This window comes from Aeromonas sp. S12(2024) (genome assembly GCF_041402305.1).
Taxonomy (GTDB): domain Bacteria; phylum Pseudomonadota; class Gammaproteobacteria; order Enterobacterales; family Aeromonadaceae; genus Aeromonas; species Aeromonas veronii.
Genome location: NZ_JBGLRB010000001.1, coordinates 78,802 through 102,842 on the forward strand (window position 1 = coordinate 78,802; position 24,041 = coordinate 102,842).

At 58.6% G+C, this 24,041-nt stretch carries 22 protein-coding genes and 1 pseudogene; 20 read left to right on the forward strand and 3 right to left on the reverse strand.

Annotation, left to right across the window (positions count from 1 at the left end; genetic code table 11):
• Nucleotides 1–43 precede the first annotated feature (43 nt).
• Entirely contained in the window at nucleotides 44–544 is a 501-nt protein-coding gene (locus ACB035_RS00365; protein WP_158109531.1) for an SRPBCC domain-containing protein, read from the forward strand.
• A 205-nt stretch (nucleotides 545–749) separates the two neighbouring features.
• Here the strand turns inward: ACB035_RS00365 and glk are convergent.
• Nucleotides 750–1,721 (reverse strand): annotated as a pseudogene (gene glk, locus ACB035_RS00370) (glucokinase); the annotation flags it as partial.
• A 344-nt stretch (nucleotides 1,722–2,065) separates the two neighbouring features.
• Here glk and ACB035_RS00375 point away from each other — a divergent pair.
• The 3 genes from ACB035_RS00375 to ACB035_RS00385 all read left to right on the forward strand — a co-directional run bounded on the left by ACB035_RS00375 (nucleotide 2,066) and on the right by ACB035_RS00385 (nucleotide 5,525).
• Nucleotides 2,066–2,923 carry a MurR/RpiR family transcriptional regulator gene (locus tag ACB035_RS00375; protein ID WP_005347620.1) on the forward strand — a complete coding sequence of 286 codons (858 nt, stop codon included), beginning with the start codon at nucleotides 2,066–2,068 and terminating at the stop codon, nucleotides 2,921–2,923.
• A gap of 163 nt (nucleotides 2,924–3,086) precedes the next feature.
• Nucleotides 3,087–4,526 carry a pyruvate kinase gene (gene pyk / locus ACB035_RS00380; RefSeq protein WP_005362071.1) on the forward strand — a complete coding sequence of 480 codons (1,440 nt, stop codon included), beginning with the start codon at nucleotides 3,087–3,089 and terminating at the stop codon, nucleotides 4,524–4,526.
• Between the two features lie 213 nt (nucleotides 4,527–4,739).
• Nucleotides 4,740–5,525, forward strand: a complete 786-nt coding sequence (locus tag ACB035_RS00385; RefSeq protein WP_005353696.1) for a hypothetical protein — start codon at nucleotides 4,740–4,742, stop codon at nucleotides 5,523–5,525.
• 91 nt (nucleotides 5,526–5,616) lie between these two features.
• On the opposite strand, the gene ACB035_RS00390 is transcribed toward ACB035_RS00385, so the two are convergent.
• Nucleotides 5,617–7,368, reverse strand: a complete 1,752-nt coding sequence (locus tag ACB035_RS00390) for an amidohydrolase (RefSeq protein ID WP_371166413.1) — start codon at nucleotides 7,366–7,368, stop codon at nucleotides 5,617–5,619.
• A gap of 66 nt (nucleotides 7,369–7,434) precedes the next feature.
• A complete protein-coding gene (locus ACB035_RS00395) occupies nucleotides 7,435–8,346 on the reverse strand; it encodes a GyrI-like domain-containing protein (RefSeq protein ID WP_005362065.1) in 912 nt (303 codons plus the stop codon).
• Nucleotides 8,347–8,500: 154 nt separating this feature from the next.
• Here ACB035_RS00395 and fliE point away from each other — a divergent pair, with 154 nt between their 5' ends.
• The 16 genes from fliE to flhA all read left to right on the forward strand — a co-directional run bounded on the left by fliE (nucleotide 8,501) and on the right by flhA (nucleotide 24,028).
• Nucleotides 8,501–8,818: a flagellar hook-basal body complex protein FliE gene (fliE, locus tag ACB035_RS00400; RefSeq protein ID WP_005362062.1), complete on the forward strand. Its 318-nt coding sequence runs from the start codon at nucleotides 8,501–8,503 to the stop codon at nucleotides 8,816–8,818.
• A gap of 62 nt (nucleotides 8,819–8,880) precedes the next feature.
• On the forward strand, nucleotides 8,881–10,590 hold the full coding sequence (gene fliF, locus ACB035_RS00405) for a flagellar basal-body MS-ring/collar protein FliF (RefSeq protein ID WP_371166414.1): 1,710 nt from the start codon (nucleotides 8,881–8,883) through the stop codon (nucleotides 10,588–10,590).
• Complete coding sequence (gene fliG, locus ACB035_RS00410) at nucleotides 10,583–11,644, forward strand: flagellar motor switch protein FliG (protein ID WP_005334749.1); 1,062 nt, start codon at nucleotides 10,583–10,585, stop codon at nucleotides 11,642–11,644. The genes fliF and fliG overlap by 8 nt, the downstream gene beginning before the upstream one ends.
• A gap of 68 nt (nucleotides 11,645–11,712) precedes the next feature.
• Nucleotides 11,713–12,537, forward strand: coding sequence for a flagellar assembly protein FliH (fliH, locus tag ACB035_RS00415; RefSeq protein WP_258721747.1), 825 nt, complete (start codon nucleotides 11,713–11,715; stop codon nucleotides 12,535–12,537).
• 52 nt (nucleotides 12,538–12,589) lie between these two features.
• A complete protein-coding gene (gene fliI, locus ACB035_RS00420) occupies nucleotides 12,590–13,921 on the forward strand; it encodes a flagellar protein export ATPase FliI (protein WP_042054465.1) in 1,332 nt (443 codons plus the stop codon).
• 27 nt (nucleotides 13,922–13,948) lie between these two features.
• Complete coding sequence (gene fliJ / locus ACB035_RS00425) at nucleotides 13,949–14,389, forward strand: flagellar export protein FliJ (RefSeq protein ID WP_005334746.1); 441 nt, start codon at nucleotides 13,949–13,951, stop codon at nucleotides 14,387–14,389.
• A gap of 67 nt (nucleotides 14,390–14,456) precedes the next feature.
• Nucleotides 14,457–16,376 (forward strand): flagellar hook-length control protein FliK, encoded by a 1,920-nt coding sequence (locus ACB035_RS00430; protein WP_371166415.1) that lies wholly within the window; start codon nucleotides 14,457–14,459, stop codon nucleotides 16,374–16,376.
• Between the two features lie 57 nt (nucleotides 16,377–16,433).
• A complete protein-coding gene (fliL, locus tag ACB035_RS00435) occupies nucleotides 16,434–16,949 on the forward strand; it encodes a flagellar basal body-associated protein FliL (RefSeq protein ID WP_005334744.1) in 516 nt (171 codons plus the stop codon).
• A 7-nt stretch (nucleotides 16,950–16,956) separates the two neighbouring features.
• The gene (gene fliM, locus ACB035_RS00440; RefSeq protein WP_005334736.1) at nucleotides 16,957–18,027 is read left to right on the forward strand and encodes a flagellar motor switch protein FliM; all 1,071 of its coding nucleotides are present in this window, start codon (nucleotides 16,957–16,959) and stop codon (nucleotides 18,025–18,027) included.
• A gap of 49 nt (nucleotides 18,028–18,076) precedes the next feature.
• Nucleotides 18,077–18,469 carry a flagellar motor switch protein FliN gene (gene fliN / locus ACB035_RS00445; protein WP_005298791.1) on the forward strand — a complete coding sequence of 131 codons (393 nt, stop codon included), beginning with the start codon at nucleotides 18,077–18,079 and terminating at the stop codon, nucleotides 18,467–18,469.
• The gene (gene fliO, locus ACB035_RS00450) at nucleotides 18,466–18,846 is read left to right on the forward strand and encodes a flagellar biosynthetic protein FliO (RefSeq protein ID WP_005362049.1); all 381 of its coding nucleotides are present in this window, start codon (nucleotides 18,466–18,468) and stop codon (nucleotides 18,844–18,846) included. The genes fliN and fliO overlap by 4 nt, the downstream gene beginning before the upstream one ends.
• Nucleotides 18,833–19,606, forward strand: a complete 774-nt coding sequence (gene fliP, locus ACB035_RS00455; protein ID WP_005334729.1) for a flagellar type III secretion system pore protein FliP — start codon at nucleotides 18,833–18,835, stop codon at nucleotides 19,604–19,606. The genes fliO and fliP overlap by 14 nt, the downstream gene beginning before the upstream one ends.
• A gap of 25 nt (nucleotides 19,607–19,631) precedes the next feature.
• Entirely contained in the window at nucleotides 19,632–19,901 is a 270-nt protein-coding gene (fliQ, locus tag ACB035_RS00460; protein ID WP_005334727.1) for a flagellar biosynthesis protein FliQ, read from the forward strand.
• Entirely contained in the window at nucleotides 19,898–20,695 is a 798-nt protein-coding gene (gene fliR, locus ACB035_RS00465) for a flagellar biosynthetic protein FliR (protein WP_058055733.1), read from the forward strand. The genes fliQ and fliR overlap by 4 nt, the downstream gene beginning before the upstream one ends.
• Nucleotides 20,688–21,818 carry a flagellar biosynthesis protein FlhB gene (gene flhB, locus ACB035_RS00470; RefSeq protein WP_371166416.1) on the forward strand — a complete coding sequence of 377 codons (1,131 nt, stop codon included), beginning with the start codon at nucleotides 20,688–20,690 and terminating at the stop codon, nucleotides 21,816–21,818. Before fliR ends, flhB begins: the two co-directional genes overlap by 8 nt.
• Nucleotides 21,819–21,925: 107 nt before the next feature.
• Complete coding sequence (gene flhA, locus ACB035_RS00475; protein ID WP_005353675.1) at nucleotides 21,926–24,028, forward strand: flagellar biosynthesis protein FlhA; 2,103 nt, start codon at nucleotides 21,926–21,928, stop codon at nucleotides 24,026–24,028.
• Nucleotides 24,029–24,041 lie beyond the last annotated feature (13 nt).

Here is a 24,041-nt window from a genome sequence, read left to right on the forward strand (position 1 = left end):
CTGCCGGAGTCCCTTGTATGGATGGCTTGAGGATCGCTGATTTATGGACAATAAACTGATTGAAGGCAACATTTTTGTTCCGGCGCACATAGACGATGTCTGGCACGCCTGGACTACCGAAAGCGGTCTGCGCAGTTTTCTGGCTCCCGAATGTTTGATGGTGGCCGAACCGAATGGTCCTTTCGAGATCTACTTCAGGCCTGATGCCCCGCTGGGTGAACGTGGCAGCGAAGGGTGTCGGGTCATGGCCGTCATGCCCTATGACCTGCTCAGTTTCAGCTGGAATTTCCCGCCCAGCCTACCCCATATCCGCCAGCAAAAGACCCAGGTTTGCCTGCGCTTTGTGCCGGAAGGGCAGGGCACTCGCCTCTACTTCCTGCAGAGCGGTTGGGCCAATGATCCGGATTGGGATCTGGGTTATGCCTATTTTCGGGAAGAGTGGCTGGAGACCAGCCTGCCACGGTTGCAGTACCGTTTTACCCACGGTCCCATCGACTGGAACAATCCTCCCGACAAGGCGCAGCTGAAGGCGCTGGCCCAGTAATCCCGGATATCAGACATAAAAAAAACCGGCCAAAAGGCCGGTTGAAACAGTTCAGGCTTGTCAGGTGACAAACGTATCCAGCGGATGAGAGTCGCTTTCCACTCCTTGTGAAGCACAACACTCTTGGTTACGTGCGGCTACTTTATGCCATTCACACTGAATCGAGGCTGAACCATGGATGATCCCGCCTCGTTCCCCTCTTCAATCAGATAGTGATCCCCATTGACTGGCGCAAGTAAGCGCCCGCACCGAGTAGCCCCGGCCCTTCATGGGTGATCAGAAACACCGGGATCTCCTTGAGGTAGGACTTGAAGCGCCCCTTGTCTTCAAAGGCGACCCGGAAACCGGAACCGGTAAAGAACTCCTGGAAGCGCGGCACTATGCCACCTGCGATATAGACGCCGCCAAAGGTGCCCATATTGAGGGCCAGATTGCCGGCAAAGCGGCCCATCAGCACGCAGAACAGGCTCAGGGTGCGACGGCAATCGAGGCACTCCCCGGCCAGTGCGCGCTCGGTAATGTCTTTGGGGGCAAGCGGCTCTGGCTCACGGCCATCGGATTTCACCAGCCCGCGATAGAGATTGACCAAGCCCGGGCCGGAGAGGAAACGCTCTGCCGAGACATGGCCCAATTCGCCTCGCATCACCTGCAGCACTGCATCTTCCTCTTCGGTGTTGGCAGCAAAATCCACATGACCACCTTCACCCGGCAGGCTCAGCCACTGCTCACCCGCCTTGACCAGATGGGCGACCCCAAGGCCGGTGCCCGCACCATAGATGGCGATGGGCTTGCCCGCTACCGGCGCGGCGCCGCCCAGCTGGATGCGATCCGATTCAGCTAATACCGGTACCGCCATCGAGACCGCAGTAAAGTCGTTGATCACTTGCAGGCGTGCCAGCCCGAGATTGCTCTGCATCTCGCTGATGGAGAACTCCCAGCTGTGGTTGGTCATGGCAACCCAGTCACCGTTGATGGGGCAGGCGATGGCGATGCAGGCTTCAGCCACCTGAACCTTTTGTTCCTCCAGATAGAGGCGTACCACGGCTTCAAGGCTGGGATGGGCCAGACCTGAGTAGGTCTTTGCCTGAGAGATAGTACCGGTGGCCAGCTCACACAAGGCCAGACGCGCATTGGTGCCGCCGACATCGCCGACCAGCGCATGGGTATGCTGCATAACAACTCCTTCGTTACAGGATGGGGACGACTCTGGTGTCCCGAGATTATTTTTGGATTATGACGGCCCATTCTATCCGAGCTCGTGCTCACTCACCCGCCGGATCGATACAAACGTGCGCCTGCTCACAGTGTTGTTGCTTTGCAACATTTGTAAGCGCTTTCATGGCAAGGTGACGTTTTGTAACGAAAAGTACGAAATAATTAGAGATGAGTCATACTTTGTATGGCAGGCGTTAGTTGCGATAACCGCTTGTCTTGTATAGTCCTTAGCTTGAATGGAAACTTGCTTAGCCGTAGATTGAGTGCAAAGACACTGAAGCTAAATTACAAAAACGCCTGGTGGTGATGATGAATACCCTTGATAAAATTACGAACAACTTGGAAAGTTTCAGTAAATCAGAACGCAAGGTTGCCGAGGTGATCCTGGCGTCTCCCCAGACCGCCATCCACTCCAGCATCGCCGCTCTGGCCAAGATGGCCGACGTCAGTGAACCGACCGTCAACCGCTTTTGCCGCCGTCTCGATACCAAGGGCTTTCCTGATTTCAAACTCCATCTGGCCCAGAGCCTGGCCAATGGCACCCCTTACGTCAATCGTCATGTGGAAGCGGAAGATGGGCCGGATACCTATACCGCCAAGATCTTCGAATCCACCATGGCCTGTCTGGATGCCGCCAAAAACAGCCTGGATATCTCTGCCATCAACCGCTGCGTCGATATCCTGACCCAGTCCAAGAAGATCAGCTTCTTCGGCCTTGGCGCCTCCTCCGCCGTTGCCCGCGATGCCCAGAACAAATTCTTTCGCTTCAACATTCCGGTAGTGAGCTTTGACGATATCGTCATGATGCGCATGAGCTGCATCAACAGCAGCGAAGGGGATGTAGTGGTGCTGATCTCCCACACCGGTCGCACCAAGGCGCTGGTCGAAATCGCCGCGCTGGCCCGCGAGAACGACGCCACCGTGATCGGCATGACCGCCAAGGACTCCCCGCTGGCCCGCGAGTGCAATCTGGTGCTCTCCATGGATGTGCCGGAAGATACCGATGTCTATATGCCGATGGCATCCCGCATCGCCCAGCTGGCGCTGGTGGATGTGCTGGCGACCGGTTTTACTCTGCGCCGGGGGATGAAATTTCGCGAAAATCTGAAGAAAGTGAAAGAGGGATTGCGCGAATCCCGCTTCGAAACCCCGCACTCTTCCTGAACCGTCGGGGGCTCCGGCCCCCGACTGTCTATGCCACCCGCCTTGGTGTAGTATTGTAATTTAATAACAAAAACCACCCAGATGGTTTGCAAACGGGTGCATCGAGCCATGGGCTTGATGGGGCAGAATCTCAAGTCATATCAACTTCATATTGGAGTCTTTCATGCCTAGACGTACAAAGATTGTAACCACACTCGGTCCGGCTACCGACCGCGAAGGGATCCTCGAAGGGATCATCCGCGCCGGGGCTGACATGGTGCGGATGAACTTCTCTCACGGCACTGCTGAAGACCATATCCTGCGCGCCAATCAGGTGCGTGACATTGCTGCCAAGCTCGGTCGTCACGTCGCCATCATGGGGGATCTGCAAGGCCCGAAAATCCGTGTTTCCACTTTCAAGGATGGCAAAATCTATCTGGCCATCGGTGACAAGTTCATTCTCGACGCGGCGCTCGGCAAGGGTGAAGGTTGTCAGGAGCAGGTCGGTATCGACTACAAGAGCCTGCCAGACGATGTGGTACAGGGCGACATCCTGCTGCTGGACGATGGCCGTGTGCAACTGAAGGTCGAGCAGGTTGAAGGCACCCGCATTCACACCACGGTGACCGTGGCCGGGCCGCTCTCCAACAACAAGGGCATCAACAAGAAAGGGGGCGGTCTCTCCGCTCCGGCCCTGACCGAGAAAGACAAGGAAGACATTAAGACTGCTGCCCGCATGAATGTGGACTATCTGGCTGTCTCCTTCCCGCGCTGTGGCGATGATCTGCGCTATGCCCGCGAGCTGGCCCGCGAAGCCGGTTCCAATGCCAAGATCGTGGCCAAGGTTGAGCGCGCCGAAACCGTCGCCACCGATGAGGCGATGGAAGACATCATCCTCGGTTCCGATGCTGTGATGGTCGCCCGTGGCGATCTGGGTGTCGAGATCGGTGACCCCGAGCTGGTTGGCGTACAGAAGAAGCTGATCCGCCACTCCCGTCGTTTGAACCGTGTGGTGATCACCGCTACCCAGATGATGGAGTCGATGATCAATGCGCCGCTGCCGACTCGTGCAGAAGTTATGGACGTGGCCAACGCGGTGCTGGATGGTACCGATGCGGTGATGCTCTCCGCCGAGACTGCTGCCGGTCAGTTCCCCATCGAGACAGTGACCTCCATGGCGAGCGTCTGTGTCGGTGCCGAGAAGCACCCGAGCCTGAACGTCTCCAACCACCGCATGAGCTACACCTTCACCTCGGTAGAAGAGGCGGTGGCCATGTCCACCATGTACGCGGCCAACCACCTGGAAGGGGTGAAGGCGATCGTGGCGTTGACCGAGTCCGGCACCACGCCGCTGCTGATGTCCCGTATCAGCTCCGGTCTGCCGATCTTCGCCATGTCTCCCCACAACAAGACCCTGGCCTGGACCAACCTCTACCGTGGCGTCACTCCGGTGATGTTTGACGGTGACGAGACCAAACCGGTCTACGAAGTGTGCCGCGACGCGCTGGCCGTGCTCAAGGAGAAGGGGCTGTTGCAGAGCGGTGACATGGTGCTGCTGACTCACGGTGACAAGATGGAAACCGTGGGCAGTACCAACACCTGCAAGGTGATGATGGTCGAATAAGCCCGTCCGGTTTTACTGTGCTTAACAAGGCTGCTCCTCTTTGATGAGCAGCCTTTTTGTTAACTGCTGTCGGGCTGTTGCGGTATAAACAGGACTCAATGATTGCTTAACCGGATTCCCCTTCCGATAATGCGGGAGTGATTTTCAGCGGGTAGCCCGTTGTAGGTGATCGCACCAGGTAACCCAGACACTCGACAATACGGGAGTGAAAAAATGAACAAGCGTAACTGGTTGCTGGCCTTGTCACTGAGTCTGGCCTTCTCACCCTGTTATGCCGACTGGGCCAAGCTCAAGGCCGCAGCGTCCGATCTGGGAGCGGCAGTGAGCGAGACCAGCAAGGAGGTGTGGCAGGATGTCAGCGATTTTTCCAAAAAGAGCTGGGCTTCCATCTCGGCCTGGGGGGAGGATGCCTTCAATACCGCCGGGGTCTGGACCGACAAGAGCATTGCGACCGGCAAGGAGTGGCTGAAGGCGGCCGACAAGGAGCTCAACGAGATGCTCAACCCCAAGACGGCGAAAGAGGCGAGGATCGCGCTCAATACCATGGCCGACACTGCGCTGATCCGGTTGTTCAACGAGCAGCCATCAGCCAAGTTGTTGTTTGACAAGGCTTATGGCTATGCAGTGTTCGATTCGCGCAAGTTCTCCCTGATGCTGCATACCAATCAGGGGGCCGGGGTAGCAGTCAATCGCAAAACCGGCAAGCACACCTATATGAAGATGTTTGGCGCAGGTCTGGCGGCCGGGATTGGTGGCAAGTTCTATCAGCAGGTGATCCTGTTTGAAGACAAGGCCAGATTTGATGCCTTCGTGACCCAGGGTTGGGAGGCCACCTCCGAAGTGGGCGTGGTGGCCGGCAAGGAGAGCGCCGAACTGACCGCCAAATACAACGGCGGCATGGCCATCTACCAGATTGGCGAGAAGGGCCTGCTGCTCGATGCCAATATATCCGGCTCCAAATACTGGATTGACAAGGACTTGACTGAAACGAGCCGCTAATCCCGCCGTTATCGGTTGCTCACTGCACGTCATGCGCTTGTCGTGATCTTGCCAACAGGCCCGCAGTACGGGCCTGTTTGTTCTCTCGGTGTCAGTGGGCTGAATAGATCTGCTTGCCCTTGAACATGGTCCAGAGCACCTTGGTCTCCTTGAGCTCTTCGCTTGCTACCTGTTCCAGATTGCGATCCAGCAAGATCAGGTCAGCACTCTTGCCCGCGCTGATGGAGCCAATCTCTTTCTCCCGTCCAATTACCTTGGCGGCGTTGAGGGTATAGGCCTGCAAGATGGCCTGACGGCTGATCTGCTCGCTGGCGGGGGGCAGCAAGCCAAGCTCCCCTTGACGAGTGATCGCGGTATACATGGCGAGGAAAGGGTTGGGGCTGGAGACCGGCCAGTCACTGGCACCGGCGATAATGGCGCCGCTTTGCAGCAAGCTGCCTGCCGGATAAAGGCGGGCTAGCAGTGCCGGGGGCACTTTTCCTTCAAGCAGCAGGGTGGTCGCCACGTTTTTCCCGGCCCATAACAGTTGCATCGATGCGGCCACATTGAGCGGTTTGAAACGGGCAATACTGGCCGGGCTCACCACCTCCAGATGGGTGATGCTGTGCAGCAGGCGGTGATCCTGATTGTGGGCCCGGGCATAGGCGATGGCATCGAGGGATTCACGGACGGCCCGATCGCCGATGGCATGAAAGTGAGCGATAAGTTGATGGGCATCCGCGGTGCGGATCAGCTCGTTGAAACGTTGTTTGTCCAGATCGTCCTTGCCGCTGTAACCGGGACGGTTGAGGTAGGGCTCGCTCAACTTGGCGGTCTGGGATGGATACTCGATGACACCATCTTGCAGGATCTTTATCCCCACCAGTTTAACGTCCGGGGCATCTTGAAACTGCTGTTGCAGCGCCAATACGTCATCAATGATGGCGGGTGATGCATGTATCCCCACCAGTGCCAGTGCGGATACATGTCCGGTCAGCTTTCCTTCCCGGGAGAGCATGCTGTACGCCGGCAGCAGGCCGGTATCGCGGCGATCCGGCTCGGCGTTGAAGATGGGGGCGAGGGGGCGAATGTTGCTGATAGGGTCCATCCAGGCGGTAATGCCCACCTGATTGAGCTGTTTGGCGGCGGTCATGATAGCACTGGCAATCGTCTCGTCGCTGACGGGGGGCAGCGCCTTGAGGATGGCATCCCAGCCGCCTTCCGAGGCAAAGCCATTGAGCTTGCCGGATGGGGTGAGGCCAAAATTGCCTTTCAGCGGAGCATAACGACCGGCAAGGGTGTCGGCATCAATGCCAGCCTTGCGCAGCATGGCCTGATTGGCCCAACCGGTGTGGGCATCCGAACCGGCCAGTACTACCGGGATCTGCCGGTATTGCGGGCCATTGAACACCTGATCGAGCAGGGGAAGCTGATGCCAGTAGTCGAGGGAGACATTGCTGTATAGCTCTACATCGCCCAGTGTCAGGCGGGGATCATCTTTGCTGCGGGTCAGAAATTGCTGCACCTGCTCAACCTCACTCATGGCATCGGGAAAGTTAACTGTCATCCCCTGAAAACCGGCAAATGCCGCATGAACATGGCTGTCGATGAGCCCTGGCATCAGGTACTTTCCTTTCAGATCAAGACGCTTGGCATGGTTGCCGAGGCGGGCGCTGACCTCCTGATAGCTGCCGACTGCCACGATCTTTTTACCTTCAATGCCGACCGCTTCCGGGTGAGGGTTCGCCGGATCACCACTGTAGATGGTGCCGCCAAAGATCAGCGTCTGGCTCTGTGACTGGGCATTGGCGGCAGCGGGAAGCGTTACCAGCAGGCTGGCTAGAAACAGCGTTTTGATATTCATGGGCATGACTCCGTCGCTTCGGTGCCCGAAGGCACCGAAGTGGGTAAATGGAAATGAGGTATCGGCTTATCGGTTGATCAGCGGGATACAGATATCAAACACGTAATGCTCCCGGTCGGGGTCCGTGCCTGCGTGGTATTGCTCGTAACACGGGCGATCGTCGCAGTTCAGCCCTTGGCCCACTACCCAGCGAAACGCCGTTTCCCAGCAGGCAACCAGTTGATCGCCGCGAGCGATAAACTGACAAACCGCATAGGGGCCCGCGGCGATGGTCTGGGTGGTTAACTGGCGCCCAGCGGGGATCTCTGGCCCCAGCTCGATGCAGACGTCAGTACGGCAACGGGTCTCATCGGTGATATCGGGGATATCCCAATAGAGACTCAGGGTACCCGCCGGTGTCATCGCCTCGTCTGAGGCGAACAGCGCGAGCAAATCCCGATGAGCTTGCTCGCAGGTCTCTTTGCCATAGGGACCCAGGCGGCGCATGTACGCCACGCGCCTAGCGGGCATCTGCCTGACGCTTGCCCCCTGCAACAGACCCGGGTGTTCGGTGACCGGGTGCATGACCAGGCCATCATAGGTGTCAAAGGGAAGGGGATCGTTTCCAATCTTGCTTTTCCAGTTTCCCCCCTGCTGCTGGCGGTATTCCGAAGGGCTCATGGCGAAGTGCAGGCGAAAGGCCTTGGCGAAATTCTGGGAGCTGGAGAACCCGGCGGCCAGTGCGAGGGTGGTGATATCGCTCTGGGGGGAGGCGAGCAAGCGACGGGCAGCGCGCTCCATACGCAGGCGCCGGGTAAATCCGGCAATGGTCTCGCCGACCATCGTCTTGAAAATACGGTGGAAGTGGAAGGTGGAGATGGCTGCCGCCGCTGCGACCTCATCCAGGCCCGGATTGTCATCCAGATGGTGGCTGATGTAGTCCATCGCCTTGAACACGGGTTTGCGATAATCCAGAGCGGACTCCTTGCCAGCCAGCAAAAGTGGGCGTCAGAGTCGGATTTAATCAGAGCCACCTGCCGTTGTCGAACCCGTCCGGCCTGGTCTGGCCACTCATCCTCGTCGCGTTTTTAACGCATTGGCACTCTAATTGCTTATTGCATGCCAGCGTCAATGATTTGTCTGGGGATGGAAAATGGAAATTAGTGCAAGCAGCCTGATGCAAGAGATGCAGGCGCTCAAGATCGAAGCAGGCGCAACGCCGCTGGCACAACCCGGTCGTCAGGTAACCTCCGACTTTGGTCAGCTGCTGCAACAGGCGCTTGGCAACGTCAACGAGCTGCAAGGGGCCGCCAATGATCTGCGTACCCGTTTCGATATGGGCGACAAGTCGGTGGATCTGGCCGAGGTGATGATCGCGGGCCAAAAATCGTCCATCGCCTTTGAAGCCACGGTACAGGTGCGCAACAAGATGGTCGATGCCTACAAGACCATCATGAACATGCCGGTATAAGCGACCCCAATAAACCATGACGACTGAACATCATGAACATGTCAGCAATAAGGACATAAATCGTGGCTACTGACCAAAACGGCGATCTGCTGATAAACGATGAGGGCACCGCCGCCCTCGATGAAAATGAGCAGAAGAGTTCGGCGCTGGGCTTCCTGTCCAACACCGATGTGCTGCGGCAAATCACCCTGATCCTGGGGCTTGCCATCTGTCTGGCCATTGCGGTGTTTATCCTGCTGTGGGGCAAGGAGCCGGATATGCGTCCCCTCGGCACCTACACCACCCAGGAGCTGGTGAAGACTCTCGACTTCCTCGATCAGCAGAAGATCCCCTACGAGGTGGATGGCAAGAGCGTGCTGGTCAACGCCGAAAGCTACCCTACTATCCAACTGGCCCTGACCCGTGCCGGTCTTGCCAATGCCACCGATAGCAGCATCGGTGGTGAAGATATCCTGCTCAAAGATTCCAGTTTCGGCGTCAGCCAGCGGATGGAGAGTGAACGTCTGAAGCTGAGCCGCGAGCGCCAGCTGGCGAGCGCCATCGAGCAGTTCCAGAATGTGGCCAAGGCCCAGGTGCTGCTGGCTATCCCGAAAGACAACGTGTTTGCCCGCAACGAACGCAAACCCAGTGCCACAGTGGTGCTCAACCTGAAAGGGGCGGCGCTGGGGCAGGGGGAGGTGGACTCCATCGTCGATATGGTGGCCTCCGCCGTACATGGCCTTGAGCCGACCCGCGTCACCGTCACTGACCAGAATGGCCGTCTGCTCAACTCCGGCTCGCAAGACCCGATCTCGGCCCAGACTCGCAAAGAGTTTGCCATGCAGCAGAAGCAGGAGCTGGAGTACAAACAAAAAATTGACGCCATCCTGATCCCGGTGCTGGGGGCCGACAACTATACGGCGGAAGTGGATCTCTCCCTCGACTTCTCCCAGCAGGAGCAGACCCGCAAGACTTACAACCCTGACTTGCCTGCTGTGCGCTCCGAGATGACCATGGAAGAGAACAGCGCCAGCGGCAGCAACGGTGGTGTGCCCGGCGCCCTCTCCAACCAGCCCCCTGCCGCCTCCAATATTCCCGAGGAGGCGACCGGTGGTGATGGTGCCAGCGCTGCTGCTTCTGGCCGTTCCCGCAAAGAGGCAACCCGCAACTTCGAACTGGATACCACCGTCAGCCATACCCGTCGCCAGATGGGAGGCATTCGCCGCATGACCGTCTCGGTTGCCGTGGATTACAAAGCGGTAGCCGGTGCCGACGGGGCTGTGACCCGTGAGGCGCGCACCCAGGCAGAACTCGATACATTGCGCCGTTTGCTGAGCGGTGGCCTTGGCTTTGATGTGACCCGTGGTGATACCCTTGAGGTGGTCGCGATTCCGTTCAATCGCCCAGAGCTTGATACCGTGGCCGAGGTGCCGCTCTACGATCAGCCCTGGTTCTGGCGTGCGGTGCGGATTGCCGCCTCGGTACTGGTGATCATCGTCTTGATCGTCACCGTGGTTCGCCCCATGCTCAAGCGACTGCTCTATCCGGATGCCAAACCGGAAGGGGAAGTGGATTTCGACAACCACACCGTACTGGGTGGCGACGACGAGTTGAGCCTGCTGTCAGCACAAGTCGAGAACGATCAGGTATTTGGTGTACGCGATGGCCAGCTGAAACTGCCGGATCTGCACCGTGACGAAGACTTGCTCAAGGCGGTACGTGCGCTGGTGGCGAACGAGCCGGATCTGGCCGCTCAGGTCATTAAAGAATGGGTAACGAACAAAGATGCCTGAAGAAAAGAAGAGTCAAGTCACCGGCAATGACATCACCGACAGTCAGCGCCAGATCCTCGACCAGATGTCGGGGATGGAGATGGCTGCGGTGCTGATGCTGAGCCTCAATGAAGAGGATGCCGCCCAGATCTTCCGTCATCTCGAGCCCAAGCAGGTGCAGCGGCTCGGTATGTCGATGGCCTCCATGTCTGACTTCAGTCACGATCGGGTGGCGGCGGTGCACCGTCAATTCATCGACGATATCCAGAAGTACACCAACATCGGTATCGGCAGCGAAGACTTCGTGCGCAAGGCGTTGGTGGCGGCCCTTGGCGAGGACAAGGCGAGCAACCTGGTGGACCAGATCATTCTCGGTTCCGGCGCCCGCGGCCTCGATTCGCTCAAGTGGATGGATGCCCGTCAGGTAGCCAGCATCATCCAGAATGAACACCCGCAGATCCAGACTATCGTGCTCTCCTATCTGGAGCCGGAGCAGTCCGCCGAGATCCTGAGCCAGTTCCCGGAGCAGGTGCGCCTCGATCTGGTAATGCGTATCGCCAACCTCGAAGAGGTACAACCGGCGGCACTGCAAGAGTTGAACGACATCATGGAGAAACAGTTCGCTGGTGCGGCCGGTGCCCAGGCAGCCAAGATGGGCGGCCTGAAGGCTGCCGCCAACATCATGAACTATCTGGATACCAATATCGAAGGCCAGTTGATGGACTCCATCCGCGAGTCGGACGAAGAGATGAGTCAGCAGATCCAGGATTTGATGTTCGTGTTCGAGAACCTCATCGATGTGGACGATCGCGGCATCCAGACCATGCTGCGGGAAGTGCCGGGGGATCTGCTGCAACGTGCCCTCAAGGGCTCCGACGATCAGATGCGCGAGAAGATCTTCAAGAACATGTCCAAACGGGCGGCCGAAATGCTGGCGGACGATCTGGAGGCCATGGGGCCGATCCGGGTCTCCGAAGTGGAAGCGGCCCAGAAAGAGATCCTCTCCATCGCCCGTCGTCTGGCGGATGCAGGCGAAATCATGCTGGGCGCCGGTGGCGGCGAGGAGTTCCTCTAAGCCATGGCCCATAAACAGAACCGCGATGCCAAGCCCGCATCAGGCAGTGGTGAGGAGCCGCGCAAAGCATGAATAACAAACTGCGTGGTTATGTGCGCCCTGAGGGCGATGATGCCCGGGTAGAGACCTGGGGCTGGCCCGAGATGGAGGTCGAGGTAGAGGCGGGAGCGCCTACCAATGCTCTTGGCCTGGCCCCTGACTGGTATCAGCAGGAAGAGGAGGTGGTGGAGCCGGAGCCCGAACAGGAGCCGACCCCCAGCATCACCGCCGAAGAGCTTGACGCGATCCGTCAGGCCGCTTGGGAAGAGGGGATGGCTGAGGGGCGCGAGTCCGGTTATGCCAAGGGGATGGAAGAGGGCAAGCTGGAAGGATTGCAACAGGGCCACTCTGCCGGTCTCGAACAGGGGCGCGAGGAGGGGCTGGCCATGGGCCGCGAGCTGGTGGAGCAGGAGATTGCCCACTGGCAGGGGCTCGCCGCCCGCCTTGCCAATCCGCTTAACGAGCTGGATCAGGCGGTGGAGCAGCAGTTGGTCTCGCTGGTGATGCAACTGGCCCGCGCGCTTATTCGTCACGAAGCGGAGACCTCCCCCCGCATTCTGCTGGAGGCGCTTAAAGAGGGGCTGGCCTTGCTGCCCGCCGCCGAACAGGGGGTAACTCTGATGCTCCACCCCGACGATATCGCGCGAATCGAGCAGGCATTTGGCGCCGAAGAGTGTGCCAAGCGCCATTGGCGATTGCAGAGCGATCCCACCCTCTCCCCCGGCGATCTGCAACTGGCGACCGAGCTCTCCAGCATCGATCTGACCCTCTCCGGGCGCATCGATCAGTTGCTGCGCAACTTCTTGCGGGACAATGCGTCACAGAAACCGGCTTCGCAGGACTCACGCCCATAACCGATGCCGGACGTTGCCGTCCGGCTGCACTTTTTAGCTCTCAGGAGGCCAGATGAGCGGCTCGCTACTGAACCGGTTGCAAGGGTACAAGGTTCGCGACAGCGCCCCCAAACCGCCGGTTGCCGGCAAATTGACCCGGGTGGTGGGGCTGACCCTCGAAGCCATCGGCTGCCGTGCCGCCATCGGTGCCCTCTGTCGCATCGATACCCTGGATGGGACGCTGGAGGCTGAAGTGGTCGGTTTTTCTGGCGATCGCCTCTATCTGATGCCGAGCGAGCAGCTCAAGGGGGTGATCCCCGGTGCCCGGGTGGTGCCCATCACTGAAGAGCATGGTATTCCGGTCGGTATGAATCTTCTCGGTCGGGTCATCGACGGCATTGGTCAGCCACTCGATGGGCTCGGCCCCATTCTCTCCTCCCAGACCGTGCAGTTTGCCCAGCACCGCATCAACCCGCTCTCTCGCCGCCCGATCCATCAGCCGATGGACGTGGGGGTACGCGCCATCAACGCCGTGCTGACGGTCGGTCAGGGCCAGCGGATGGGGCTGTTTGCCGGTTCCGGTGTCGGTAAATCGGTGCTGCTGGGCATGATGACCCGCGGCTCGGTGGCGGATGTGGTAGTGGTCGGCCTCATCGGTGAACGGGGTCGGGAGGTGAAAGAGTTTATCGAAGACATTCTGGGAGAGGAGGGGCGAGCCCGCTCCGTGGTGGTGGCGGCTCCCGCCGACGCCTCGCCGCTGATGCGGCTCAAGGGGTGTGAAACGGCGCTGGCCATTGCCGAGTATTTCCGCGATCAGGGGCTTAATGTGTTGCTCTTGATGGACTCCCTCACCCGTTATGCCCAGGCCCAGCGTGAAATAGCGCTGGCGGTGGGCGAGCCGCCTGCAACCAAGGGTTATCCACCGTCGGTATTTGCCAAATTACCGGCGCTGGTGGAGCGGGCGGGCAACGGCAGTGACGGCCAGGGCTCCATCACCGCCTTCTTCACCGTCCTGACCGAGGGGGATGACCTGCAAGATCCCATTGCCGATGCGGCGCGGGCGATCCTCGATGGCCACATAGTGCTGTCGCGCGAGCTGGCCGATGCGGGTCACTATCCGGCTATCGATATCGAGAAGTCCATCAGCCGGGTCATGCCCATGGTGACCTCGCCGGAACATATGGATCTGGCGCGCACCCTCAAGCAGTTCTACTCCCTCTATCAGCAGAACCGGGATCTCATCACCATCGGCGCCTACAGTCAGGGGGCCGATCCGCGCATTGACCGCGCCATCATTCAAAAACCCTATCTGGATCAGTTCTTGCAGCAGGGGATGCGCGAGGTTATTCACTACGATGATGGCCTGCAAGCCTTGCAGATGGTGGCGATGCCATTGATGCGCTGATGATGGTCGGTAACAGAGAGGTCGACGATGAGTAAAGGGTTGGTATTGTTGGCCGATCGACTGGTGGAGGCGGAGCAGCAGTGTGCGCTGGCGCTGGTGAAGGCGCAGCAGGATCTCAAGCTGTTCATGGATCAGCAAAATGCCCTCAACCAGTACCGCCAGATCTATCACCAGCAGTGGACCGATCGCGGCCTGCAGGGGATTTCGCCCCAGCAAAATACCCAGTATCACGCCTTTATCAACAAGCTCGAACAGGCAGCGACCCAGCAGTACGAAGGGGTGTTGCAGGTGCGTCAGGCGCTGGAACAGCGCCGTGAAGAGTGGCTGGCGGCCCAGCAGCGGCGCAAGGCGGTAGAGCTGTTACTGGAGAAGCAAGCGAGCCGCGAGCAGCAGAAAGCCCAGCGTCAGGAGCAGAAGATGCTGGATGAGTACGCCATGTTGCGACGCTTTCATCAATCTGGCCTGTAACTTGCTTTGATCTGGACATTGTCGGCGGCCATCTCTTTGGGGGCCACCAGAATTCAGGGATCCCATCATGATGCAGACACTGTTGACACAAACGCCTTCGGCTGCGGCCAACGGGTTGGACAAAGCGCCTCTGAGCGGTTCCGTCGAGAGCAAAAGTATCGATGGGGGAACCGGTAGCGACAGCAAGGGTGATTTCGCCACCCTGATTGCCAAGGCCCGGAACAGCGAACAGGGCGCCGCCGAGGCCACTCAGGGCGGTAACCATGTCCGATCAGCCAAATCTTTGGCGACCGAGAGCGCCTCTCCCAAAGAGGAGACCGGCAAGGAGCAGGATCCTGACGCCGACAACAAGGTGGAGGAGGTCCCTGCCACCGACTTTCTACTGCGCCTGCAAGACTCCCTCAAGCTCGATACCTCGCTAGTGACTCCCCAGCTGGCGGTGGCGGCCCAACAGACCGCCACTGCGGTAGACGGCAATCCGTTGCCGCAAGAGGGTGAGCTGGAGGGGATTGCGCTTGATGAAAGCGAGCAGACCCCAGCCGCAGCCAGGATTGCCCAACAGCTTGCTGGTCAGACCGGGGCGCAGTCGCCGTTGGCGACGACCGCCAACTCGACTCTTGATACCACGGTATCGTCCTCAGCGGCGCGAGTGGTGGCGAAGGGCGATGCCTCTGCTGCCGTTCTCTCCTCTGAAGGTGAAGATGCCGCCACTACTGCGGATGGGCAGGCCGGGGAGAAAGCCTCTGCCAAGGGCGAAACCCTCGGAGCAGATGGCAAGCACTCCAAGCCCCTCACGGGGGCCGAGCGGATGGCTCAGCTGGCCAAGGTGCTGCCGGTCGATGAGTCGGCAAACACCGCCAAATCCGCGGAGTCTCTCGCTGCAAAAGAGGCTGGCGACAGCAAATCCGATCCCGCCGCCAGCAATGCTTTGACTAACAAGGGGCAGGCGACGCAAGCCGCGACTCAGGGGGCTGCGCTCAAGGCCTTCAGCGAGGGGCTCAAGCAGTCTGAGGCGGGCGCTGCAACTACTTCAGCAACTGCGGATGGAAGTGGGGTAGCTGGCAAGGGGGCAGAAAAGAGTGTTGCCGAGGGAAGCCTGCAGCCAGCCACCGCCGCCAATCAAGGTTCGGCGCCCGTGACGACGGCGCAAAGTGCCGCAGAAAGTGCCGCAGCCCAGAGCAGCGTAACGGCAACTGCGACGGCTCAGAGCGATAGTGCTGCCGCCCCCGTGATGGTGGCGCCGCAGCAGGTGTTGGCACAGGCTGAATCTCAAGGGCCGCAAGCGCCGCTGTCGACCATTTCAGCCGGCATCAAGCAGATGGAAGTGACCGGCACCGACGAGGTGCGCAAAGCGGTTTCGCTTGAGGTAAAACCGAAGGCCGGTGAGGCGGAGAAGAGCCTGGTTGCGGCGACATCGAGCGGTGAGAGCAGCCAGAACCAGACTGTTCAGCATGGCCAGAACAGCCAAACTCAGCCACAGGTAGCCGATAGCCGGGCGCCCGCCGCTGAGACAACGCTGCGCCGTGAGCCGCAGAATTTACCCCATTTGAAACTGGCCAGTCAGGAAGCGCCTGCCGAATTACACCAGAAGGTCAATGTGATGCTGGCCGAAAAACTGCAACAGGCGGAAATTCAGCTCGACCCCCTCGGCCTTGGCAAGATGAAGATCCAGATCCATATGGGGTCCGACAGCCAGGCCAACGTCCATTTTGTGGTACAACATGGACAGACCCGCGAGATGCTGGAGCAGGCGATGCCCCGGCTGCGTGACATGCTGGCAGGGCAGGGGATCCAGCTTGGTCAGACGCAGGTGCAGCAGCAGTCGCAACAACAGCAGCAACAGGGCCAGCCCACCTCTAACGGGCAGGGGCAGAGTAGTGGTCAGCCGCGGTCCGGTAACGGGCTGGTTGAAGGGGAGCTCACCACATCCAACCCCAGTTTGCTGGTGGAATCGACAAACGGTTCCGGAATTGATTTCTATGCTTGATGCAATCCCGAGTAAGTTTATGATATCGAACAAGTTTGAGACTAGGGTGGACAAGGGATGGCTGACGATAACGAGTTGACGCTAAAAGACCCGGCTGCGGGCAAGAAAAAGAAGCTGATCATTATCATTGCCCTGGCGGTAATTTTGCTGGGCGGTGGTGGTGCTGGCGCCTTCCTGATGCTCTCCGGCTCCGATAAACCGCCCGCTGAAGCGGCGGAAGGTGCCGAGGCTGCACCCAAGGAGGAAGCGCCTAAACCTTCCCTCTATGTCGGTATGCCGCGCCCCTTTGTCTTCAACGTTGCAGGTGCCCAGCGAGATCGACTGGTGCAGATCAAGATCCAGCTGATGGTGCGCGGTACCGCCGACGAGACGCTGGCCAAACAGAATATCCCCCTGATTGAAGGCACCTTGTTGCGGGTATTCAGTGCAGCCAGTGCCGAACAGCTGATGACCTTTGAAGGCAAGGAGAAGCTGCGCAAGGATTCACTGGAAGAGTGCCGTCGGGTGCTCAAGGACCTGGTCTCTTCCCCCGTTATCGAACAAGTGCTGTTTACCGGCTTTGTAATGCAGTAGGTGAAGCGTGAGCGATCTGTTAAGTCAGGACGAAATTGATGCCCTCTTGCACGGTGTCGATGATGTCGAAGAGGAAGAGATAGGCGGCGCTGGAGACCCCGGCGTAGCCCAGTTTGACTTCTCCTCCCAGGACCGCATCGTCCGTGGTCGCATGCCGACGCTGGAGCTGGTGAATGAACGTTTCGCCCGCCATATGCGGATCAGCCTGTTCAACATGATGCGTCGTACCGCTGAGGTCTCCATCAACGGCGTGCAGATGCTCAAGTTTGGCGAGTATGTTCATACCCTGTTTGTGCCGACCAGTCTCAACATGGTGCGCTTCCGCCCGCTCAAGGGGACGGCACTCATCACCATGGAGGCTCGACTGGTCTTCATCCTGGTAGAGAACTTCTTCGGTGGCGATGGCCGTTATCACGCCAAGATTGAAGGGCGCGAATTTACCCCGACCGAACGGCGCATTATCCAGATGCTGCTCAAACTGGTGTTTGAGGATTACAAGGATGCCTGGGCGCCGGTGATGGACGTGGGGTTCGAGTATCTCGACTCCGAAGTGAACCCGGCGATGGCCAACATCGTCAGCCCGACCGAGGTGATCGTGGTCAGCTCGTTCCACATCGAGCTCGATGGTGGCGGCGGCGACTTCCACGTGGCGATGCCCTACTCCATGCTGGAGCCGATCCGTGAGCTGCTGGATGCCGGTGTGCAGAGTGACAAGGGGGATACCGACGTACGCTGGAGCAAGGCGCTGCGTGACGAGATCATGGACGTCAAGGTGGAGCTGCGCGCCAAGCTGCTGGAGACCGAACTCACTTTGCGTGAGCTGATGGAGCTGCGACCTGGCGATATCATTCCGGTCGATATGCCGGAAAATCTGCTGGTTTTTGTCGAGGACTTGCCCACTTTCCACGCCAAGATGGGCCGCACCAAGGATAATGTGGCGCTCAAGATCACCGACAAGCTCAAACGTCCGGAAGGGGTCAAGACGGAGATGCATCTGGTGACCCGGGGCGGGGTACGAATTGATGGCGAGGCCGAGCTGGAAGAGCTCGAGCGCAGTATCGAAGATCAACAGCGATAATTGACGGTTTATTACGGTAAACGGTCACGAAGTAGCATAAGGAAACAAGATGAGCGGAACTGAGGAAGAGGATCTGATGGCTGATGCCTGGGCTGCGGCTCTGGAGGAGCAGGTGACGGCGGAAGCCAAGCCAGCCCCGCTGGAAGAGTTGAAAGATGATGCCCCCATCAGTGCCGAGGAGCGTCGCAAGCTCGACACCATTCTCGATATTCCGGTCACTATCGCCATGGAGGTGGGCCGCAGCCAGATCAGCATCCGCAACCTGTTGCAGTTGAACCAGGGCTCGGTGGTGGAGCTGGATCGGGTTGCAGGCGAGCCGCTGGATGTCTTGGTCAACGGTACCCTGATCGCTCACGGCGAGGTGGTGGTGGTGAACGACAAGTTCGGTATCCGCCTGACTGACGTCATCAGCCAGATTGAACGGATCAAGAAGCTCAAATGATGCGCCTCCTGTTGTTATTGCTGCCTGTTCCGGCCTTTGCCGAGACAGCGGCATCTGCCAACGTGCCTAGTCTGAGCTCCTGGTTGCTCTCCAGTCTGATGGTGATTGGTCTCATTCTGGTGCTGGGCTTTCTGCTCAAGAAGAGCAAGCTGGCGACCGCCATGGGGGGCGGCCAGATGCGGGTCATCGCCTCGTTGCCGGTGGGTTACAAAGAGAAGCTGCTGGTGGTCAAGGTGGGCGAACAGCAACTGCTGGTCGGCGTAACACCGCAGCAGGTCAACTTTCTCTACCGGCTGGAGGAGCCGCTGGACGAAAACCAGCCGCAGGCGTTTTCCCAGCAGCTTGGCAAATTGATGGGCAAGCATGAAAAAAGCTAACGGCTTATGGCTGAAAACGGGGCTGCTGGTCAGCCTGCTGATACCACTGTTTTGCTCCTGGCCTGCGCTGGCACAGGACGCCATGTCGGCGGTGACCGTCAAGACCATGGGGGATGGCTCTCAGGAGTACAGCCTGACCCTGCAAGTACTGGCGCTGATGACCGCGCTCTCCTTCTTGCCGGCCATGGTGATCATGATGACCTCGTTTACCCGCATCATTGTGGTGTTGGGTATCTTGCGCCAGGCGATCGGTCTGCAACAGAGTCCCTCCAACCAGGTGTTGATCGGCATCGCCCTGTTCATGTCGTTCTTCATCATGTCGCCGGTGCTGGATCGCATCAATGATGAGGCGTTGCAGCCCTATCTGGCCGAGACCATTCAGGCAAAGGAGGCGCTGGAGCGGGCCGAGTTGCCCATCCATCAGTTCATGCTGGCCCAGACCCGGATCAAGGATCTCAACACCTTTATGGAGATCGCCAACGTGCAGGTGGAGAAACCTGCCGATGTGCCGCTACGGGTGCTGATCCCGGCGTTTGTCACCAGCGAGCTGAAAACCGCCTTCCAGATTGGTTTTATGCTGTTCTTGCCATTTCTGGTCATCGATCTGGTGGTCGCCAGTATTCTGATGGCGATGGGGATGATGATGCTCTCGCCGATGATCGTCTCGCTGCCCTTCAAGTTGATGCTGTTCGTGATGGTGGATGGCTGGAATCTCATTCTGGGGTCGTTGGCCAACAGTTTCGGACTGGGTGCTGGTTAGCCGGTCGAGCGCAAGGAGCCCGAACATGAGTCCTGAAACCTTTGTCGACGTCTTTCGCGAGGCGCTCTGGCTGGTCAATATCATGGTCAGCGCCGTGATCCTGCCCAGCCTCGCTATCGGGCTGGTGGTAGCCATTTTTCAGGCGGCCACCTCCATCAACGAACAGACCCTGAGCTTTCTGCCCCGTCTTATCGTGACCCTGCTGGCCCTGGGAATTGGTGCTCACTGGGGAATGCAGAGTCTGATGGACTTCTTCATACTGATGGTCAATCAAATTCCCGAGGTGGTGGGATGACCTACACAACCGCTCTGATCATGGAGTGGTTGTCTTCCATCCTCTGGCCGCTGGCGCGGGTGAGCAGCCTGCTGATGGTGATGGCGGTGTTCGGCAGCCGCCTTGCTCCTGCGCGGGTACGGATGGGGCTGGCTTTGGCCATCACCTTTCTGATTGCCCCGCTGCTTCCGAAAATGCCCCCCATTGAACTCTTCTCGGTCGGCAGCTTTCTGGTATTGGGCCAGCAGCTGCTCATCGGTATTGCCCTCGGCCTGATGACCCAGTTTCTGATGGAGAGCTTCGTGATGGCCGGTCAGGTCATCGCCATGCAAACCAGCCTCGGCTTTGCCACCCTGGTGGATCCGATGAATGGCCAGTCGGCCCCCGTGGTGGGTCAGTTTTATCTGATGCTGGCGACCCTGGTGTTTCTGGCGCTGGATGGTCATCTGGTGATGCTGAGGCTGGTCATTCTTAGTTTCGAGACACTGCCTGTCTCCGAGCACGGCCTCTCGGTTTCATCCATGAAAACCCTGAGTGCGTTTCTGGGTGTGATGTATCAGGCTGCTTTGGTGATGTCGCTTTCAGCCATCGTCGCCTTGCTCTTAATCAACTTCGCCTTTGGTGTCATGACCCGGGCGGCGCCGCAACTCAACATTTTCAGTATCGGTTTTGCGGTCAGCATGATGTCGGGTCTGCTCATCCTCTGGCTCACTATCGGCGGGTTCCTCGGCCACTTCGACATCATGTGGGAGCGGGTGCAGGAGGTCAGCTGCGAGCTGATCAACACCCAGTGCTTCGGGGGCGCTCATGGCTGATACCGACCAGGAACGTACCGAACAACCCACGGGCAAACGACTGCAACAGGCCCGTGAAAAAGGGCAGATTGCACGTTCAAAAGAGTTGGGAACCGCCAGCGTGTTGCTCTCGGCGGTCTTGGGCCTGTTGATGCTCAAGGGCTCGCTGGCGACTGCCATGATCAAGGTAGTCACCATGGGCTTTACCCTGGACAGGGAGCAGGCTTTCGATCCCAATGCCATGATCGCTATGGTGCCGGCGCTGCTGGGGGAACTGGTGCTTCCGCTGGGACTCTTGTTTGCGCTGGTGGCGATTGCCGCTTTTATCGGCAACACCCTGATGGGGGGGATGAACTTCTCCACCGAAGCCATGATGCCCAAGATGAGCAAGCTGAGCCCGCTCAGCGGCCTCAAGCGAATGTTCGGGGTGCAGTCGCTGATTGAGCTGGTCAAATCCATCGCCAAGGTGGTGTTCATCACCCTGTTTGCCTGGTGGATGTTATCAAGTCAGTTTAATCACCTGCTCAACCTATCCATGGAGGGTTTCCCCGGCGGTATTATCGATGCGCTGGAGTTGTTTCTCTGGATGTTGATCATCCTCTGCTGCGCCCTGCTCCCCATCGTGGCCATCGATGTGCCGTTCCAGCAGTGGAACCACATGCGTCAGCTCAAGATGACCAAGCAGGAGGTCAAGGACGAGTTCAGGGACAGCGAAGGCAAGCCCGAGGTAAAGGGCAAGATCCGTCAGTTGCAGATGCAGATGGCGATGCGCCGGATGATGGGGGATGTACCCAAGGCCGATGTGGTGATCACCAACCCGACTCATTACTCGGTAGCGCTCAAGTATGATGCCGGCAAGCCCGGTGCCGCGCCCAAGGTCGTGGCCAAGGGCACCGATGAAATTGCAATGAAGATCAGGGAGATCGCCAGAGAGTACGAGATCCCCATCATGCCGTCACCAGCCTTGACCCGGGCTATTTACCACTCAACCGAGTTGGGCCACGAGATCCCGGAAGGACTGTTTGCGGCGGTTGCCCAGGTGCTCGCCTATGTCTTCCAGCTCAAGAAATTCCGCCGTGGTCAGGGGCGCCGTCCCCAGCCGCTGGCTAAAGATCTCCCCATTCCGACCGAATATCGCAAATGACAAAGTTCTGACGTAGTCAAAATAAATCCATTGTATTTCAATGTCTTGCATTGTTGGCTTGATGTTTGCTTTAATCTGGTACCAGCAGGTTGAAATTGAGAAGCGCGATGGAATTCAAGGCAGTATTGGGCCAGTTCAAAGAGTACCGGGGAGTTTTGGGCAAAGGCCTTGGTACCCCTCTGCTGGTATTGGCCGCGCTCGGCATGGTGGTGTTACCCATCCCGCCGCTGATGCTGGACGTGCTCTTCTCCTTTAACATTGCCCTCTCCATCGTGGTGCTGCTGGTATCCGTTTATACCCGCCGTCCCCTCGAATTCGCTGCCTTCCCGACCGTACTGCTGCTCGCTACCTTGCTGCGGTTGGCGTTGAACGTCGCCTCGACCCGGGTGGTGTTGCTGGAAGGTCACAATGGTAGTGCGGCGGCCGGCCATGTGATCGAGGCGTTCGGTAATGTGGTGATCGGCGGCAACTATGCGGTCGGCATCATCGTTTTCACCATCCTGATGATCATCAACTTTGTGGTCATTACCAAGGGGGCCGGACGGATCGCGGAAGTGAGTGCCCGTTTTACCCTTGATGCGATGCCGGGCAAACAGATGGCCATCGATGCCGATTTGAACGCCGGTCTCATCAATCAGGAAGAGGCGAAGAAGCGTCGTCAGGATGTAACCCAGGAAGCTGACTTCTACGGCTCCATGGATGGTGCCTCCAAGTTTGTCAAAGGGGATGCCATTGCCGGCATCATGATCCTCTTTATCAACATCATCGGCGGCTTCATCATCGGGATGATGCAGCACCAGCTGACCTTCAGCGAATCTGCCGAGATCTATACCCTGTTGGCCATCGGTGACGGTCTGGTGGCGCAGATCCCCTCCCTGCTGCTCTCCATCGCCGCCGCCATCATAGTGACCCGTCAGAATACCGATCAGGACATGGGAACTGCGGTGCTGGGTCAGCTGTTTGACAATCCCAAAGCCCTGATCATCTCCGCCGGTATTCTGCTGATGATGGGACTGGTGCCGGGGATGCCGCATTTCGCCTTCCTGAGTCTGGGGGCTCTCGCCGCCGCCGGCGCCTGGTGGTTGCTGCGCCGCGAGAAACTGGCGGCCGCCAAAGCAGCCAAGGGAGAGCTGCTGCCTGCTACAGCTGAGCAGCCTCATGAGCAGAAAGAGCTGAGCTGGGACGATGTGATGCCGGTGGACATCATCGGGCTGGAAGTGGGTTATCAGCTGATCCCGCTGGTAGATCGCAATCAGGGTGGCGAACTGCTCAACCGGATCAAAGGGGTGCGCAAGAAACTCTCGCAAGAGCTGGGCTTTCTGGTCCCTGCCGTCCACATTCGCGACAACCTGGATCTGGCGCCAAACCAATACCGCATCACCTTGATGGGAGTCAGTACCGGCGAGGCCAATGTCTACCATGATAAGGAGATGGCCATCAATCCGGGGCAGGTGTTCGGCCAGATCCAGGGAATAGCGACCCGGGATCCCGCCTTCGGACTGGAAGCGGTCTGGGTTGCCAAGGAGATGGTCTCTCAGGCACAGACGCTGGGGTATACGGTGGTAGATACCGCGACCGTGGTGGCGACCCATCTGAGCCAGATTCTGACCAACCATGCAGCTCTGTTGCTGGGCCATGACGAAGTACAACAACTGCTCGATATGATTGGCAAACATCAGAGCAAGCTGGTCGAAGGGTTGGTGCCGGAAGTGATCAGCATGGGTAACCTTGTGAAGGTATTGCAGAATTTGCTCAATGAAGGCGTGCCAATCCGCGATATGCGCACTATCCTGCAGACCCTGGTTGAATACGCGCCGCGCAGTCCGGATCCGGAAGTGCTCACGGCCGCTTGCCGGATTGCCCTGCGTCGCCTGATTGTGCAGGAGATTGCAGGCCCCGATCCCGAGCTGCCGGTGATTACCTTGGCGCCGGAATTGGAACGTATATTGCATCAATCCCTGCAGGCTGGTGGCGGTGATGGTGCCGGTATTGAACCGGGTCTGGCTGAGCGGATGCAGCGTTCGCTGGTGGAAGCCACTCAACGACAAGAATTGGAAGGCCAACCGGCCGTGCTTCTGACATCGGGGATCTTGCGCAATACCCTGGCGAAATTTGTCAAGAATGCCATTCCTGGATTGCGCGTTCTGTCTTATCAGGAAGTGCCCGACGACAAGCAGATCCGCATCGTCAGTGCGGTAGGGCAGAACTAGTTAGCGGAGACGA

Excerpts from the sequence above, each read along its gene's own strand:
- ACB035_RS00390 (WP_371166413.1), bottom strand. The coding sequence starts at position 7,368 with ATGAATATCAAAACGCTGTTTCTAGCCAGCCTGCTGGTAACGCTTCCC.
- ACB035_RS00430 (WP_371166415.1), top strand. The coding sequence starts at position 14,457 with ATGATGCAGACACTGTTGACACAAACGCCTTCGGCTGCGGCCAACGGG.
- flhA (WP_005353675.1), top strand. The coding sequence starts at position 21,926 with ATGGAATTCAAGGCAGTATTGGGCCAGTTCAAAGAGTACCGGGGAGTT.
- fliR (WP_058055733.1), top strand. The coding sequence starts at position 19,898 with ATGACCTACACAACCGCTCTGATCATGGAGTGGTTGTCTTCCATCCTC.
- fliG (WP_005334749.1), top strand. The coding sequence starts at position 10,583 with ATGCCTGAAGAAAAGAAGAGTCAAGTCACCGGCAATGACATCACCGAC.
- ACB035_RS00385 (WP_005353696.1), top strand. The coding sequence starts at position 4,740 with ATGAACAAGCGTAACTGGTTGCTGGCCTTGTCACTGAGTCTGGCCTTC.
- ACB035_RS00365 (WP_158109531.1), top strand. The coding sequence starts at position 44 with ATGGACAATAAACTGATTGAAGGCAACATTTTTGTTCCGGCGCACATA.
- ACB035_RS00375 (WP_005347620.1), top strand. The coding sequence starts at position 2,066 with ATGATGAATACCCTTGATAAAATTACGAACAACTTGGAAAGTTTCAGT.
- fliJ (WP_005334746.1), top strand. The coding sequence starts at position 13,949 with ATGAGTAAAGGGTTGGTATTGTTGGCCGATCGACTGGTGGAGGCGGAG.
- fliL (WP_005334744.1), top strand. The coding sequence starts at position 16,434 with ATGGCTGACGATAACGAGTTGACGCTAAAAGACCCGGCTGCGGGCAAG.
- fliE (WP_005362062.1), top strand. The coding sequence starts at position 8,501 with ATGGAAATTAGTGCAAGCAGCCTGATGCAAGAGATGCAGGCGCTCAAG.
- pyk (WP_005362071.1), top strand. The coding sequence starts at position 3,087 with ATGCCTAGACGTACAAAGATTGTAACCACACTCGGTCCGGCTACCGAC.
- fliQ (WP_005334727.1), top strand. The coding sequence starts at position 19,632 with ATGAGTCCTGAAACCTTTGTCGACGTCTTTCGCGAGGCGCTCTGGCTG.
- fliN (WP_005298791.1), top strand. The coding sequence starts at position 18,077 with ATGAGCGGAACTGAGGAAGAGGATCTGATGGCTGATGCCTGGGCTGCG.
- fliO (WP_005362049.1), top strand. The coding sequence starts at position 18,466 with ATGATGCGCCTCCTGTTGTTATTGCTGCCTGTTCCGGCCTTTGCCGAG.
- fliI (WP_042054465.1), top strand. The coding sequence starts at position 12,590 with ATGAGCGGCTCGCTACTGAACCGGTTGCAAGGGTACAAGGTTCGCGAC.
- fliH (WP_258721747.1), top strand. The coding sequence starts at position 11,713 with ATGAATAACAAACTGCGTGGTTATGTGCGCCCTGAGGGCGATGATGCC.
- fliP (WP_005334729.1), top strand. The coding sequence starts at position 18,833 with ATGAAAAAAGCTAACGGCTTATGGCTGAAAACGGGGCTGCTGGTCAGC.
- flhB (WP_371166416.1), top strand. The coding sequence starts at position 20,688 with ATGGCTGATACCGACCAGGAACGTACCGAACAACCCACGGGCAAACGA.